At 61.6% G+C, this 16,033-nt stretch carries 13 protein-coding genes; 4 read left to right on the forward strand and 9 right to left on the reverse strand.

Translation table 11 applies throughout. The annotated features are described in order from the left end of the window. Positions 1–67: 67 nt before the first annotated feature. The 8 genes from phaZ to HX823_RS07745 all read right to left on the reverse strand — a co-directional run bounded on the left by phaZ (position 68) and on the right by HX823_RS07745 (position 10,368). Positions 68–913 (reverse strand): poly(3-hydroxyalkanoate) depolymerase, encoded by an 846-nt coding sequence (gene phaZ / locus HX823_RS07710; RefSeq protein ID WP_016979176.1) that lies wholly within the window; start codon positions 911–913, stop codon positions 68–70. 149 nt (positions 914–1,062) lie between these two features. After that, positions 1,063–2,742, reverse strand: coding sequence for a class II poly(R)-hydroxyalkanoic acid synthase (gene phaC / locus HX823_RS07715; protein ID WP_177074561.1), 1,680 nt, complete (start codon positions 2,740–2,742; stop codon positions 1,063–1,065). Positions 2,743–2,991: 249 nt separating this feature from the next. Next, positions 2,992–3,369, reverse strand: coding sequence for a gamma-butyrobetaine hydroxylase-like domain-containing protein (locus HX823_RS07720; protein ID WP_033897751.1), 378 nt, complete (start codon positions 3,367–3,369; stop codon positions 2,992–2,994). Between the two features lie 79 nt (positions 3,370–3,448). Beyond that, positions 3,449–4,786 (reverse strand): ATP-dependent protease ATPase subunit HslU, encoded by a 1,338-nt coding sequence (hslU, locus tag HX823_RS07725; protein ID WP_038844805.1) that lies wholly within the window; start codon positions 4,784–4,786, stop codon positions 3,449–3,451. A gap of 36 nt (positions 4,787–4,822) precedes the next feature. Continuing rightward, complete coding sequence (hslV, locus tag HX823_RS07730) at positions 4,823–5,353, reverse strand: ATP-dependent protease subunit HslV (protein ID WP_049710414.1); 531 nt, start codon at positions 5,351–5,353, stop codon at positions 4,823–4,825. A 245-nt stretch (positions 5,354–5,598) separates the two neighbouring features. Beyond that, a complete protein-coding gene (locus HX823_RS07735; RefSeq protein WP_038846407.1) occupies positions 5,599–6,300 on the reverse strand; it encodes an SPOR domain-containing protein in 702 nt (233 codons plus the stop codon). A gap of 1 nt (position 6,301) precedes the next feature. Then, a complete protein-coding gene (argS, locus tag HX823_RS07740) occupies positions 6,302–8,038 on the reverse strand; it encodes an arginine--tRNA ligase (protein ID WP_038846408.1) in 1,737 nt (578 codons plus the stop codon). 110 nt (positions 8,039–8,148) lie between these two features. Continuing rightward, the gene (locus tag HX823_RS07745) at positions 8,149–10,368 is read right to left on the reverse strand and encodes a primosomal protein N' (protein ID WP_177074562.1); all 2,220 of its coding nucleotides are present in this window, start codon (positions 10,366–10,368) and stop codon (positions 8,149–8,151) included. A gap of 215 nt (positions 10,369–10,583) precedes the next feature. On the opposite strand from HX823_RS07745, the gene rpmE reads away from it, so the two are divergent. The 3 genes from rpmE (at position 10,584) to HX823_RS07760 (ending at position 13,085) form a co-directional block, all read left to right on the forward strand. After that, positions 10,584–10,814, forward strand: coding sequence for a 50S ribosomal protein L31 (gene rpmE, locus HX823_RS07750; protein WP_033897755.1), 231 nt, complete (start codon positions 10,584–10,586; stop codon positions 10,812–10,814). A 14-nt stretch (positions 10,815–10,828) separates the two neighbouring features. Then, a complete protein-coding gene (locus HX823_RS07755; RefSeq protein ID WP_177074563.1) occupies positions 10,829–11,635 on the forward strand; it encodes a thermonuclease family protein in 807 nt (268 codons plus the stop codon). Positions 11,636–11,816: 181 nt separating this feature from the next. Beyond that, the gene (locus tag HX823_RS07760; RefSeq protein ID WP_016979185.1) at positions 11,817–13,085 is read left to right on the forward strand and encodes a malic enzyme-like NAD(P)-binding protein; all 1,269 of its coding nucleotides are present in this window, start codon (positions 11,817–11,819) and stop codon (positions 13,083–13,085) included. 273 nt (positions 13,086–13,358) lie between these two features. Here the strand turns inward: HX823_RS07760 and HX823_RS07765 are convergent, their stop codons facing one another. Next, positions 13,359–15,818 carry a penicillin-binding protein 1A gene (locus tag HX823_RS07765; RefSeq protein WP_371317947.1) on the reverse strand — a complete coding sequence of 820 codons (2,460 nt, stop codon included), beginning with the start codon at positions 15,816–15,818 and terminating at the stop codon, positions 13,359–13,361. Positions 15,819–15,869: 51 nt separating this feature from the next. Between HX823_RS07765 and HX823_RS07770 the strand changes: the two genes are divergently transcribed. Further along, the gene (locus HX823_RS07770) at positions 15,870–16,016 is read left to right on the forward strand and encodes a hypothetical protein (protein WP_021492324.1); all 147 of its coding nucleotides are present in this window, start codon (positions 15,870–15,872) and stop codon (positions 16,014–16,016) included. The last annotated feature ends 17 nt before the right edge of the window (positions 16,017–16,033 follow it).

Here is a 16,033-nt window from a genome sequence, read left to right on the forward strand (position 1 = left end):
CCATCAAACAGGCACGCCAATTCAGAACCATAGCCGGTTCCTGGCAAGTTGCGCGGCGGTGCGGTCCTTACACGGCCGGTCGCGGATGGATCACCGCGCGCATGCGCTCCTCTTCGAGAAATTTCATGATGATCGGCGCCACGGCTTCCGCCCGGGTGATCAGGAACAGGTGGCCGTCATCGATGATGTGCAACTGTGCATTGGGAATGCGCCAGGCCAGCATGCGCATGTTGATCAGCGGGATCAGCGGGTCGTCGTCCCCGGCCAGCACCAGGGTGGGTTGGCGGATCTTGTGCAGCCAGTGGATGCTGGTCCAGCCCAACCCGGCGAACAGCTGCCAGTAGTAACCCAGCTTGCCGGCCGAGCGCACTTTGCTCGCGTGTTCGGCGGCGAGCTTGGAGTCGCGGCGGAACGAGCCGCCGTAGATCATCGGCGCGATGCGCACCACATGGGACGGTTGGATGTAACGGCGCGGGCTGGCCATCAACCACAACACTTTCGGCTTGCCCGGCACCATCACCGCACCCGCCGCCGTGGCCGCCAGAATCAGCTTCTTGCAGCGCTCCGGGTAGTCGTAGGCAAACTGCTGCGCCAACGCGCCGCCCCATGACACACCCACCGCGTTCACCTGGCCATAGTCCAGGTAATCGAGCATGCGTGCGGTGAGTTTGGCCAGGCCGGGAAAACGGTACGGTCGATTGGGTGTGGAGGAACCGCCCACGCCGGGTACATCGAACGCGATCACTTCCAGGTCTGGGTCCAACGCCTGGACGAACGGAAACACCAACTCAAGGTTGGCGCCGATGCCATTGAAGATCAGCAACGGCGTCAAGTGAGGCTTGCCCGGGCGCACCGCCGTGCGGATGGTCTGGCCATCCAGGTCGATGGTGCGGAAGATGAACGGTTGCGGCATGCTCAAGCCCTGTGAAGTGTGACAGCCGGAATGCGGTCTAAATGTGGGAGCGGGCTTGCTCGCGAAAGCAGTGTGTCAGTCAGTACATTTGATACTGATGGACCGCGTTCGCGAGCAAGCCCGCTCCCACATTTGGATCTCATTTCAATCTAGCGTTCATGTACGTATGTGCCCGGTGCTGCTTCGGCTGCGGCGTACGTTTTATTACCCAGCGCCGTCGGGGCTTTCTTCAACTTGCCCGCCCGTTCCGCCTGCCAGGCTTGCCAATGCAACCACCACGAATCGGTATGCTTGGTCGCATTCTCCTGCCATTCCAGGGGCTTCGCCGTCAGGCTGTCGCTGGTCTGGTAGCGCGCCTTGGGGTTGCCCGGCGGGTTGAGGATGCTCTGGATATGCCCGCTGCTGGACAGCACGAACTCCACCTTGCCGCCAAACAACTGCGCCGACTTGTAGCACGACTGCCACGGCGTAATGTGGTCGTTGGTGCCAGCCAGGGAATAGATATCGGCGGTGACCTGCTTAAGGTCGATGGGCGTGCCGCACACTTCCAGTGCGTTGGCGCGCACCAGTGGGTTGTTCTTGAACAGCTCGATCAGGTCACCGTGGAAAGCCGCTGGCAGACGCGTGGTGTCGTTGTTCCAGAACAGGATGTCGAACACCGGCGGCTCATTGCCCAGCAGGTAGTTGTTGACCCAGTAGTTCCAGATCAGGTCGTTGGGCCGCATCCAGGCAAACACCTTGGCCATGTCGCGGCCTTCCAGCACGCCGGCCTGGTAGGAGTGGCGCTTGGCCGCCTCCAGGGTCTGTTCGTCGACGAACAGCGCTACCTGGGTGTCCAGCGTGGTGTCGAGCACACTCACCAGCAGGGTCAGGGCGTTGACCTTCTTCTCTCCCAGCGCCGCGTAGTGGCCGAGCAGGGCGGTGCAGGTGATACCCCCCGAGCAGGCGCCGAGCATGTTCACATCTTTGCTGCCGGTAATCGCCGTGACCACATCCACCGCTTCCTTGAGCGCCTCGATATAGGTCGACAGGCCCCACTCGCGCTGGGCCTTGGTCGGGTTGCGCCAGCTGACGATAAAAGTCTGCTGGTTATTGCGCAGGCAGAAGCGCGCCAGGCTCTTCTCAGGGCTCAGGTCGAATACATAGAATTTGTTGATCTGCGGCGGCACTACCAGCAGCGGGCGTTCGTGCACCTGTTCGGTGATCGGCTTGTACTGGATCAGCTCCAGTACGTCGTTGCGAAACACCACGGCGCCTTCGGTCGTGCCCAGCGTCTTGCCCACTTCAAAGGCGCCCATATTGACCTGGCTCGGCATGCCGCCGTTGTGCACCATGTCCTTGGCCAGGTGGGACAGGCCATCGAGCAGGCTCTTGCCGCCGGTTTCAAAGAAACGTTTGACCGCCGCCGGGTTGGCCGCGCTGTTGGTGGGGGCCATGGCTTCAGTCATCAGGTTGATCACAAAGTGACCACGGCTGATGTCCTGTTCCGACAGGTTGCTGTCGCCGATCCAGTCGTGCAGTTCCTTGCGCCACGCCAGGTAGGTTTGCAGGTAGCGTTTGTAGAGCGGGTTCTGGCTCCAGGCCGGGTCCTGGAAGCGACGGTCGTCACTTTCGGGCACCAACGCGGATTTGCCGAACATCACGTTCTTCAACTCGACGCCAAAATGCGCGACGTGCTTGACGCTGTGCAGCGGTTGTTTGATGGCTTGGGTCAGCACCATCTTCGCCGAGGCGAGTAAATCCTTTTTACGTAACGCGATGATCGGGTTGAGCCCCAGGGTGTTTTCCGAGGCCTGGCGTTTCAAGTCATCGTTGTTCTTGTTACTCATCTACGACGCTCCATTGTCCGAAAGACGAGTACCGGGGACCGCTGCGCACCCAGTTTCGATACACAACACAAGCCTGGTACTGCGACTCGGGTGACCGTTGATACCGCATCGTCAAATGCAGGGAACTTGCCAGCTCCATTGGTTACCCGAGTTTAATTTTTTTCGCAAGCGGACCAATCGTTGGTCACGCGACAGGGCATTCAAGCAGATGAAATTAGAAAATGCCCTCTAAAGAGCAAGAGGCCTGGGCTAGAGCATCAGCCGCACGACCGACTGATCCGGATCGCGGGTTTTGCCAGCGGCTTTGAGTTCGGCCAGATAATCGACCCACAACGCGTCTTGGCGCACGGCGAGCTGGTAGAGGTAGTCCCAGGTGAACAGTCCGCTGTCATGACCGTCGTCGAAGGTCAATTTCAGTGCGTACTGGCCAGCGGGTTCTACCTTAATCAACTTCACGTTGAGCTTGCCGAATTGCAGGATCGGTTTGCCGTGCCCCTGGACCTCGGCGGAAGGCGAGTGGGTGCGCAGCAGTTCGGCGGGGAGTTGGTACACCTCGTCGGGCCCGTAGGTGAGGCCAAGGGTGTTGGAGGTTTTGTGCAGGTTTACAGCGGTGGGAAATTTTGACATTGGGAAGACCTTGGGCTGCAAGCTACAGGCTTCAAGTTGAATGGGGTCAACTTGTCGCTTGTAGCTTACAGCTTGAACTCTACAGAATGTAGCGCGACAGATCTTCGTTCTGCGCCAATTCGCCCAAGTGGCTGTTGACGTATTCAGCGTCGATCTTGATCACTTCGCCATTTTGCGCGCCAGCCAGGTCGCCAGCACTGAAGGACACTTCCTCCAGCAGCCGCTCCAGCAAGGTATGCAAACGACGGGCACCGATGTTCTCGGTCTTCTCGTTGACCTGCCAGGCGATCTCCGCCAGGCGCTTGATGCCGTCCGCTTGGAATTCGATACCCAAGCCTTCGGTTTTCAGCAGCTCACGGTATTGCTCGGTGAGCGACGCGTGCGGCTCGCTGAGGATGCGCTCGAAGTCGCCTGGGGTCAGCGCCTTGAGCTCCACGCGGATCGGCAGGCGGCCTTGCAGCTCCGGCACCAGGTCGCTTGGCTTGCTCAGGTGGAACGCGCCGGAGGCGATAAACAGGATGTGGTCGGTCTTGACCATGCCCAGCTTGGTGTTCACCGTGCAGCCTTCGATCAGCGGCAGCAGGTCGCGCTGTACGCCTTCGCGGGACACATCGACGCCGCCGGAATTGCCGCGCTTGGCGACTTTGTCGATCTCGTCGATAAACACGATGCCGTGCTGCTCGACCGCTTCCAGGGCCTTGGCCTTGAGTTCTTCCTCATTCACCAGGCGCCCGGCTTCTTCGTCGCGCACCAGTTTCAGCGCTTCCTTCACCTTGAGCTTGCGGCTTTTCTTCTTGCCCTTGCCCATGTTGGCGAACAGGTTCTGCAACTGGCTGGTCATTTCTTCCATGCCAGGCGGGGCGGAGATGTCGACGCCAGAGACTTCAGCGACTTCGATCTCGATTTCCTTGTCGTCCAGCTGGCCTTCACGCAGGCGCTTGCGGAACAGCTGGCGGGTGTTGGAGTCCGAGGCCGGCGCGGCGTCTTCGTTGAAACCCATGCGTGCCGGTGGCAGCAGGGCGTCGAGGATGCGTTCTTCGGCGGCGTCTTCGGCGCGGTGGCTGACCTTGGTCACTTCCTGTTCGCGCAGCATTTTCAGGGCGGCGTCGGCCAGGTCACGGATGATCGACTCGACGTCGCGGCCAACGTAGCCCACTTCGGTGAACTTGGTGGCTTCGACCTTGATGAACGGCGCATTGGCCAGCTTGGCCAGGCGGCGGGCGATTTCGGTTTTACCGACGCCGGTCGGGCCGATCATCAGAATGTTCTTGGGCGTTACTTCAACGCGCAGTTCTTCGGGCAGTTGCATCCGGCGCCAGCGGTTACGCAGCGCAATCGCTACGGCGCGCTTGGCATCGTCCTGGCCGATGATATGGCGGTTGAGTTCATGGACGATTTCGCGGGGAGTCATGGACATAGTGTTTGGCGGCCTCAAGCGGAATAAGCCTACGGCTTACTCGGCGAGGTCCTGCTCCTCAATGGTCTGGTTGTGGTTGGTGAACACGCAGATATCACCGGCGATGCCCAGGGCGGTCTCGACGATTTCGCGAGCCGACAGGTCGGTTTTCTTCAACAGTGCGCTGGCGGCCGCCTGGGCGTAGCCACCGCCGGAACCCATGGCGATCAGGCCATGTTCAGGCTCAACCACATCGCCGTTGCCGGTGATGATCAGGGACGCGTCTTTGTTGGCGACGGCCAGCATGGCTTCCAGGCGGCTGAGGGTGCGGTCGGTGCGCCATTCTTTGGCGAGTTCAACCGCCGCGCGCACCAGGTGGCCCTGGTGTTTCTCAAGTTGGCCTTCGAAACGTTCGAAAAGGGTGAAGGCGTCGGCGGTGGCGCCGGCAAAGCCTGCGAGAACCTGGCCGTGGTACAGGCGACGCACTTTCTTGGCGTTGCCTTTCATCACGGTATTACCCAGGGAAACCTGGCCGTCGCCGCCCATGACGACTTTGCCGTGGCGACGTACTGAAACGATGGTGGTCAAGGGGAGAGTCTCCACGCAGCGGGGCGAAAATGCCCTGATGGAAACTGATATGGGGATGGTGGGGGGGATTTCAACCGCGGGGGCAGTGTGCGGACGAGTGGTGTTTATCTTTCTGACACGCCACAAAACAAAATGTGGGAGCGGGCTTGCTCGCGAATGCGGTGGGTCAGTCGCCGAAATACTGACTGAAATACCGCTTTCGCGAGCAAGCCCGCTCCCACATGGGGCCTGCTGCGCTCTTAGTCTCAGCGACTCTGGCGTTGTTGTAACAACAGGTTGCTAAAGCCCGCGCCGGCCAATTGCTTCTGCGCCACGGTCAGCTGTTCACGGTTGCTGAACGGCCCCACCAGCACGCGATACCAGGTCGCCTCCTTCACCGTACCCGACTCAACCGTCACCGACTGGCCCAGCAGAATAATCTGCGCCCGCACGCGATCCGCATCCGCCTGTTTCGGGAACGAACCCGCTTGCAGGAAGAACTTGGTCACCGGCGCGGCTTTGGTCTCGGCAACCGGCGGTGCTGGCGGCGGCGTAATGCCGGCCAGCGCGGCCTGGGCGCGCGCCGTGTCGATTTTTGCCGCTTCCGCCGGGGTGACCGGGGTGGTCGGCACCTGTGGCGTCGGCAGGGTTTTCTCCGGTACGGCGTCAGGCGGCACGATCACTTCCGATTCCGGCAACAACGTGTAGAAATCGTACTTCGGCTTCACCGGTGCGGTCGGGCTCGGCGCCGTCTTGTTGGCTTCGGCCATTTTCGTGGCCTTCTGCTGTTCCTGCTTGACCCGTTTGACGTCATCGCCCTTGCCCGGGTCCAGCTTCATCAGGAACACGATAAACGCGCCGACGGTGAGGCCGATCGCCATCCACAACCAGCCTGGAATAGGCTTCTTCGCCGGGGCCTGGTAGCGGCTGGCGCCGCGCTTGGGTGCAGGTTTTTTCTTGGCAGCCAACTTACATACGCTCCAGAGTTTCCAGGCCCAACAGTTCCAGGCCTTGCTTGAGGGTCCGTCCCGCCAACGCGGCGAGGCGCAGGCGGCTTTGCTTCTGGGCTTCGTCGTCGGCGGTCAGGATCGGGCAGTTCTCGTAGAAACTGGAGAACAGGCCGGCGACTTCGTACAGGTAGGTGCACAGGATGTGCGGCGTGCCTTTTTCGCCGACGCTGTTCAGCACTTCACCGAATTGCGCCAGCTTGGCGGCCAGTTCCTGTTCGTGCGGGGCGTCCAGCACAATCTGGCCTTCGACTTCGCTGAAGTCCTTGCCCAGCTTGCGGAACACGCCCGCCACACGGGTGTAGGCGTACAACAGGTACGGCGCGGTGTTGCCTTCGAAGTTCAGCATCAGCTCGAAGTTGAAGCTGTAGTCGCTGGTGCGGTGCTTGGACAGGTCGGCGTATTTCACCGCGCCGATGCCCACCACGCGGGCGATGTTGCGCAGGTCGGCCTCGGCCAGCTCCGGGTTCTTTTCCTTCACCAGGTTGTAGGCACGTTCCTGGGCTTCGGTCAGCAGGTCGATCAGCTTCACGGTGCCGCCGTCACGGGTCTTGAACGGGCGGCCATCGGCGCCGTTCATGGTGCCGAAGCCCATGTGTTCCATGTGCATCGGGTGGGTGACGAAGCCGGCGCGACGCGCCACTTCGAACACCTGCTGGAAGTGCAGGGCCTGGCGCTGGTCAACGAAATACAGCGCGCGATCAGCCTTGAGCACGCCGCTGCGGTAGCGCACGGCGGCCAGGTCGGTGGTGGCGTAGAGATAGCCGCCATCGGCCTTGACGATGATCACCGGCAGCGGTTCGCCTTCGGCGGTCTTGAATTCTTCGAGGAACACGCACTGCGCGCCGTTGCTTTCTACCAGCAGGCCTTTGGCCTTGAGGTCGTTGACCACGTTGATCAGGTCGTCGTTGTAGGCACTTTCGCCCATCACATCGGCCATGGTCAGCTTGACGTTGAGCAGCTCGTAGATTTCCTGGCAATGGGACAGGGAAATCTCACGGAAGCGGTTCCACAGCTCCAGGCATTCCTTGTCACCGGCTTGCAGCTTGACCACCAGGCCACGGGCGCGGTCGGCGAATTCTTCGGACTCGTCGAAGCGCTTCTTGGCGGCGCGGTAGAAGTTTTCCAGGTCCGACAGCTCGTTGCTGGTGATCGGGTTTTCCTGCAGGTAGGCCATCAGCATGCCGAACTGGGTGCCCCAGTCGCCCACGTGGTTCTGACGGATCACGGTGTCGCCGAGAAATTCCAGGACCCGCGCCACGCCGTCGCCGATGATGGTGGAGCGCAGGTGGCCCACGTGCATCTCTTTGGCCAGGTTCGGTGCCGACAGATCAATCGCCACGCGTTGCAGCGGGCCGGCCTTGCGCACGCCGATCTTGGCGTCGGCCAGGGCAGCATCCAGGCGCGAAGCCAGGGCCTGGGTGTTCTGGAAGAAGTTGATGAAGCCAGGGCCGGCGATTTCAGCCTTGGTCACGCTTTCGTCGGCCGGCAGCGCGGCGATGATTTTTTCTGCCAGGTCGCGCGGCTTCATGCCCGCAGGCTTGGACAGCATCATCGCGATGTTGCTGGCGAAGTCACCGTGGGTCTTGTCGCGGGTGTTTTCCACCTGGATCGCCGGCGTCAGGCCTTCAGGCAACACACCTTCGTTGACGAGTTGGGTGAGGGCTTGTTGGATCAGCTGGCGAATGGTGTCTTTCATGGTGTTCTCTTTCGACCGCAAGCGGCGGCGCGCGATGCGCAGGTGGAAAAACTGGGCATTATCCGTGGCGAGGGCGGGCTTGCCAACCTTCGCGGGACCTATGGCCAGGCTTAATACAAATCTACCGGGTCTACGTCCAATGACCATCGCACTTGCCGGCCGCTGGGCATTTGCTCCAGGGCAAGCAACCAGCTACTTAATAACCGATGCAGGGGTGCGCGCGAGGTTGCCTGCAAGAGTAGCTGAGCGCGATAACGCCCGGCGCGACGCTCCATCGGGGCGGGCACCGGGCCGAGCAGTTCGATGCCGCTCAGGCCCAGTTCGCCGAGCAAACGTTCGGCGGCGCTGCACGCCTCATCCAGAAAACTCTCTGCTTGCCCTGGCTTGTGGGCTTCGGCGCGCAGCAGGGCCAAATGGCAAAACGGCGGCAGGCCCGCCGCGCGACGTTCGCTCAGCGCCTGCTCGGCGAAGGCGAAGTAGCCTTGTTCGGTCAGCTGGATCAGCAGTGGATGGTCGGCCAAGTGGGTCTGGATGATGACCCGGCCTGGCTCTTCGGCACGCCCTGCGCGGCCAGCAACCTGCACGATCAACTGCGCCATACGCTCGCTGGCGCGGAAATCCCCGGAGAACAACCCGCCGTCGGCATCCAGGATCGACACCAGGGTCACCCGTGGAAAGTGGTGCCCTTTGGCAAGCATCTGCGTGCCGATCAGGATGCATGGGTGGCCTTTCTGGATGGTGGCGAACAGTTGGTTCATCGCGTCCTTGCGCGAGGTGCTGTCGCGGTCGACCCGCAAAACCGGGTAATCCGGGAACAGAATGCCCAGGCGCTCTTCAGCCCGTTCGGTGCCCGCGCCCACCGGTCGCAGGTCGACTTTGCCGCACTGCGGGCAGTGGCGCGGTACGCGTTCCACATGGCCGCAATGATGGCAGCGCAGCTCGCCGTAGCGCTGGTGCACGGTCATACGCGCATCGCAGCGTTCGCATTCGGACATCCAGCCGCAGTCGTGGCACAGCAGGGTCGGCGCAAAGCCGCGCCGGTTGAGGAATACCAGGACCTGTTGGCCAGCGGCGAGGGTCTGGCCGATGGCTTGTTGCATCGGCCCGGAAATCCCGCTGTCCAGTGGACGGCTTTTGACGTCCAGGCGCAGGAATTTTGGCTGCTTGGCGCCGCCGGCACGCTCGTTGAGGCGCAGGAGGCCGTAACGCCCGGTGTAGGCGTTGTGCAAGCTCTCCAGGGATGGCGTGGCCGAGCCCAGCACAATCGGGATGTCTTCCTGGCGCGCACGCACCAGTGCCAGGTCGCGGGCGTGGTAACGCAAGCCTTCCTGCTGTTTATAGGAGCCGTCGTGCTCCTCGTCGATGATGATCAGCCCAGGGTTTTTCATCGGCGTGAACAGCGCCGAGCGGGTGCCGATAATAATGTCGGCCTCGCCATCCCGTGCGGCCAGCCAGGATTCGAGACGCTCACGGTCGTTGACTGCCGAGTGCACCAGCGCGATGCGCGCGTTGAAGCGCTGTTCGAAGCGCGCCAGGGTCTGTGGGCCCAGGTTGATCTCGGGAATCAGCACCAGCGCCTGTTTGCCGGCTTGCAGGGTCTCACGGATCAACTGCAGATAGACTTCGGTCTTGCCGCTGCCGGTGACGCCGGCCAGCAGGAACGCATGGAAACTGTCGAAGCCGGCGCGAATCGCTTCATAAGCGGCGCGTTGCTCGGGGTTCAGCGGCAATTCCGGTTGGGCCAGCCAGTGTTCGTGTCGGGCATCCGGGGCGTGCTTGCGGATTTCCACCTGCACCAGGCCCTTGGCGAGCAACAGGTCGAGGCTGTCTTTGCTCAGCATCAGCTTGCTTAATAGCTGATGCGCGACGCCATGGGGGTGCTGGGCCAGTGTCGCCAGGGCTTCACGCTGGCGCGGGGCGCGGGCGATGCGCGGGTCGTCGAGGCGCGCACCGGGCACCATCGACCAGAAACGTTCCTGGCGGGCTTCGGCCAGTTCGCCTTGGCGCAACAGCACCGGCAGCGCCCAACTGAGGGTGTCGCCGAGGCTGTGCTGGTAATACTGGGCGGTCCACAGGCACAGCTTGAACAGGGCGGGCGGCAGCGGCGGCGTGGCATCAAGCATGGCCAGCGCGGGCTTGAGCTTTTCCGCAGGCACTTCGCTGTGATCCGCGACCTCCACCAATATGCCGATCATTTCCCGCCGGCCAAACGGCACGCGCACGCGCATGCCCGGCTGCAACTGTGCCCGCAGCACGCCGGCCGGGGCCCGGTAGTCGAACAGGCGGCGCAGGGGCGAGGGCAGGGCTAGGCGCAAAATGGCGTCGGGCACGCGGGGGGTCTCATATAAAGGCAGGCGGTGGCGCAGGGGCGGGAGCCTAGCAGACAGGGGAGGGCTTGGGTATGCCACGGTTTTCTGATGAAAGGCGGTTTTCAGCCGGATACGCGGCTTGCGCGATTAAAAAGGTCTGGTAGAATCCGCGGCCTAATTACGTGCGGTATTCGACAATAGTGTCGAGTGGCGGCACGCTAGCCCGAGGAAGTGCCATGAAAGCCGATATCCATCCAGCGTACGAAGTCATCGACGTAACTTGCAGCTGCGGCAACAAGTTCCAGACCCGTTCGAACCTGTGCAAGCCACTGGGTACTGACGTATGCAACGAGTGCCACCCGTTCTACACCGGTAAGCAGAAAACTCTGGACACCGGCGGCCGCGTACAGCGCTTCGCAGATCGCTTTGGTGCTTTCGGCAAGAAGCCTGCTACTCCAGCAGAGTAAGGCTCAAAAGCCTTATGGGCTTTTGCCAGCTGTTGAAAAAGGCGTCCCTTGCGGGCGCCTTTTTTGTGCCTGGGATTTGGCTGCCGGCTGCCCAGGCCGAGGTGTTTTGCCCTGCGCCGGCCTCCTTGGTCCCGGTAGAAGTGCAGCGCGTGGTGGATGGCGACACGGTGCGCCTCACGGATGGCCGCAGCGTGCGGATGATCGGCCTCAATGCCCCGGAAACCGGCAAGAAAGGCCACACCGACGAGCCTTACGCGGTTGCCGCCCGCCAGCGTTTACAGGTATTGGTCGACGCGAGCGACGGTCGCGTCGGGTTGGTGCCTGGGCGCGAGAGCAAGGACCGCTATGGCCGCACGTTGGCCCACCTGTACGGCGCGGATGGCGAGAATCTTGAGGCGCGGCTGCTGGCCGAAGGCCTGGGCTTTCAGGTAGGTGTTGCGCCGAACGTCGATCTTGTCGCCTGCCAGCAGGCCGCTGAAAACAGCGCCCGTGACACGCGGTCGGGCCTGTGGCGGCAATCGCCGGTGCAAAACGTGGCCCGGCTCAAGCAATCCGGCTTCGCCTTGGTCAGCGGCCGAGTGAGCAAGATCGAACGCAATCGCGGCGGAATCTGGATCGAATTGCAGGGTTCACTGGTATTACGCATTGCACCCGACCTCGTCCGACAATTCGACGCCGCAACCCTCAGTGGTCTGCAAGGCAAGGCAGTCGAGGCGCGGGGCTGGGTGCAGGATCGCGCCAAACGCGGTGGCCTTAAAAACGGCCAGGCACGTTGGATGCTGCCATTGACGGACCCCAGCATGCTCAAATCGACTGATTAAGAAAAAATTGTAGACATTTTTTTAGTCGATTGTGAACAGTTAAGCCCTTGTATCCCGTGGCTCTTGGCCGAAAGTCGTAGCGCAGGGCCCTTGACACCTGTGACTGCCCAGTCTTGTAGGGACTTTGCGACACGCGTATCCTCGGCGGTCCGTCGACCAACAGTAAAAGCGGAATGCCGATATGTCTGATTTGAAAACTGCCGCTCTCGAATATCATGCCCATCCTCGTCCAGGAAAGCTGAGTGTAGAGCTCACCAAAGCCACTGCCACCGCTCGCGACCTGTCGCTGGCCTACAGCCCTGGTGTTGCCGAGCCCGTACGTGAAATCGCCCGCGACCCTGAACTGGCGTACAAGTACACCGGCAAAGGCAACCTGGTTGCAGTGATTTCCGATGGCACCGCGATTCTGGGCCTGGGCAACCTCGGCCCATTGGCTTCCAAGCCAGTCATGGAAGGTAAAGGCGTGCTGTTCAAGCGCTTTGCCGGCATCGACGTTTTCGACATCGAAGTCGACTCCGAAAGCCCGCAGGCTTTCATCGACACGGTCAAGCGCATTTCCATCACCTTCGGTGGCATCAACCTGGAAGACATCAAGGCACCTGAGTGCTTCGAGATCGAAAAGGCCCTGATCGAACAGTGCGACATTCCGGTATTCCACGATGACCAGCACGGCACCGCGATCGTTACTGCGGCCGGCATGATCAACGCTCTGGAAATCGCTGGCAAAACCCTGGCTGACGCACAGATCGTCTGCCTGGGCGCCGGCGCTGCGGCCATCTCCTGCATGAAGTTGCTGGTGAGCATGGGCGCCAAGCTGGAAAACATCTTCATGGTCGACAGCAAGGGCGTGGTCCAGTCCGAGCGTACCGACCTGAACCAGTACAAGGCGATGTTTGCCCACGCGACCGACAAGCGCACCCTGGCTGACGCCCTCGACGGTGCAGACGTGTTCGTCGGCCTGTCCGGCCCGAACCTGCTGAGCGCCGAAGGCCTCAAGTCCATGGCGGCCAACCCGATCGTGTTCGCTTGCTCCAACCCTGATCCAGAAATCTCTCCGGAACTGGCTCACGCCACCCGTAGTGACGTGATCATGGCGACCGGCCGTTCGGACTACCCGAACCAGGTCAACAACGTACTGGGTTTCCCATTCATCTTCCGTGGTGCCCTGGACGTTCGCGCCAAGCGCATCAACGAAGAGATGAAAGTGGCTGCCGCCAACGCCTTGCGTGAACTGGCCAAGCTGCCGGTGCCTCAGGAAGTGTGCGACGCCTACGGTGGTATCAAGCTGGAGTTCGGTCGTGAGTACATCATTCCGAAACCAATGGACAAGCGCCTGATCACCCTGATCTCCGATGCCGTGGCCAAAGCCGCCATCGAGACCGGCGTGGCCACCCTGCCGTATCCGAAGCACTACCCGCTGCAAAGCGTGGATGATGTGTTCAACGGCTAAGCCGTTGTAACGCACCAACAAAAAGCCCCGGCTCTCGCGAGTCGGGGCTTTTTTGTGGCGAATCATTTTGTGCTGGGCAGGCTCTTGTGGCGAGCGAGCTTTTTGTGGTGAGCGGGCTTGCCCCGCGCTGGGTGGCGAAGCCGCCCTAATCCAGGCAATGCGGTAAGTCAGTTAGAGCTCGGTTGTATGTTTTAGGGCTGCTTCGCAGCCCAGCGCGGGACAAGCCCGCTCACCACAGCAAGCCCGCTCACCACAACAAGCCCTCCCTCACAGTCAGAACAGATCGATCGGTGCCGCCTCATCCGCCGGCAGCGGGCTGCCCGGCACAACGCCATTGCCCAGCTCGTTGACCGACGGCGGCGTGTCTTCGCTCTTGAACAGTTCGAAGTACGCATTCGGCGTGCTTGGCGAGGCCGCGCGGCCACTCACCGGGTCGATGCGCAGGCTGAGAATGCCTTCCGGCTCCGGCTGGGTGTGCGGCGGCTTGTCCTTCAGGGCGGCGCCCATGTAGCTCATCCAGATCGGCAGCGCGACGGTGCCACCGAACTCGCGGCGACCCAGGCTTTCCGGTTGGTCGTAGCCGGTCCACACGGTGGTCACGTAATCGGCGTTGTAGCCGGAGAACCAGGCATCCTTGGATTCGTTGGTGGTACCGGTCTTGCCCGCAATATCCGGACGGCCCAGGGCCAGGGCGCGGCGGCCGGTGCCTTTCTTGATCACGTCTTCCAGGATGCTGTTGAGGATGTAGGTGGTACGGCCATCCACGATGCGCTCGGCCACGGCAGGCGCCTGCGGCTCGGTTGCAGCAGTGTTTGTGGCAGGTGCAGTGCCTGGCGTCGGCTCAATGGTGATACCGCCATTGCTCGGTGCCGCCAGACCATCCGTCGCCGCCACGCCATTGACCACATCCCCCGGCACTCGCGGCGGGTTGGCAGTGAACAGGGTGTCGCCGTTGCGGCTTTCAATCTTGTCGATCAGGTACGGCGCGATCTTGTAGCCGCCGTTGGCAAAGGTGCTCCAGCCGGTGGCGATTTCCATCGGCGTGAGGGTCGCGGTGCCCAAGGCCAGGGACAGGTTTGGCGGCAGGTCCGACTTGTTGAAGCCAAAGCGCGTCATGTAGTCAATGGTCTTGCCGACGCCCATGGCCTGCAGCAAGCGGATCGATACCAGGTTACGCGACTTGTACAGCGCCTCGCGGATACGGATCGGGCCGAGGAAGGTGTTGGTGTCGTTCTTCGGGCGCCAGACCTTGTCCAGGTACTCGTCGACAAACACGATCGGCGCATCGTTGACCAGGCTGGCGGCGGTGTAGCCATTGTCCAGTGCGGCGCTGTAGATGAACGGCTTGAAGCTCGAACCCGGCTGGCGCTTGGCCTGGGTGGCGCGGTTGTAGTTGCTTTGCTCGAAGGCGAAGCCACCGACCAGCGCGCGGATTGCACCGTTTTGCGGGTCCAGCGACACCAGCGCGCCTTGGGCCAGGGGCACCTGGCTGAACTTGAGGCTGTCGTCCTTCTGGCGTTGCACGCGGATCAAATCACCCACTTGCGCCACGTCAGACGGCTGCTTGGGCAGCGCGCCCATGCTGTTGGTGTTCAGGAACGGGCGTGCCCATTTCATGCTGTCCCACGCTACATGGGCTTCGCCGGTGCGGGTCAGCACTTGTACGCCGTCTTTCTTCACCTGGGTGACGATAGCCGGCTCCAGGCCACTGATGGCGCGCTGCTTGCCCAGCTCGGTGGTCCAGGCGCTCAGGGTCTTGCCCGGCAGGCGCGATTCAGGGCCACGGTAGCCGTGGCGCTGGTCGTAGGTGATCAGGCCGGAATGCACCGAGTCATTGGCGATTTCCTGCAGGTTGCTTGGCACCGTGGTGGTCACCCGGAAACCTTCGGTGTAGGCCTCACTGCCATAGCGGCCGACCATCTCGGCGCGCGCCATTTCAGCAATATAAGGCGCGTTCACTTCCGGCGTCGGCACGTGGTAGCTGGCGTTCAGCGGTTCGGCGATGGCGCTTTCGTAAGCGGCCTGGTCGATCTTGCCCAGCTTGTACATGCGGCCCAGGATCCAGTCGCGGCGTTCTTTGCTGCGCGCCGGGTTGGCCAGGGGGTTGAAGCGTGAAGGGGCCTTGGGCAGGCCGGCAATCATCGCCATCTGCGCCAGGCTGGCGTCACGGATGGACTTGCCGTAGTAGACCTGCGAAGCCGCCTCGATGCCGTAGGCACGGTTGCCCAGGTAGATCTTGTTGACGTACAGCTCAAGGATCTCGTCCTTGGTCAGCTGGCGTTCGATCTGCAGCGCCAGGAGGATCTCGGTGGCCTTGCGCGAAAAGCTGCGCTCGCTGGTGAGGAAGAAGTTCTTCGCCACCTGCATGGTGATGGTGCTGCCGCCGGACTGGATGTGTCCGCTTTTTACCAGTTGTGTCGCCGCACGCACCAGGCTGCTGGGGTCGACGCCATAGTGGTTGGCAAAATTATCGTCTTCAGCCGACAAAAGGGCGCTGATGAAATTGGGCGGAATATCGGCAAAACGGATCGGTGTGCGGCGCATTTCGCCGAACTCCGCGATCAGTTTTTCATCGCTGCTGTAGACCCGCAAAGGAATCTGCAACTGGATACTTCTGAGGGCCTCTACCGAGGGCAAACCCGGACTAAGGTAGAGGTAGGCCCCGCTGAGCACGAGCAGCAGCCCGCAAACGATGGCGACAATGGAGTACCCGAAAAACTTCAGCAGACGAATCAAGGCTTTTGGATTTCCAGAGAAAAGAATGAGTTAGGCGTCGGGGCATGCATGGCAAACGATGGATCGACCCGAGCTGCAGATAAAAAGCGGGAAAAAACGCTGGGCATTAAAGCATTTTTCGACTTGGGACGTCATTCGCACCTGTTCAACAAGTCGACCGAATGCATGGCGCCCAGCGGCAATCAGGCGGTATGACAGGCAAAGCTTTAGGG

The sequence above is a fragment of the Pseudomonas sp. P7759 genome, from assembly GCF_013386445.1.
GTDB classification, from domain to species: Bacteria; Pseudomonadota; Gammaproteobacteria; order Pseudomonadales; family Pseudomonadaceae; genus Aquipseudomonas; species Aquipseudomonas azotoformans_A.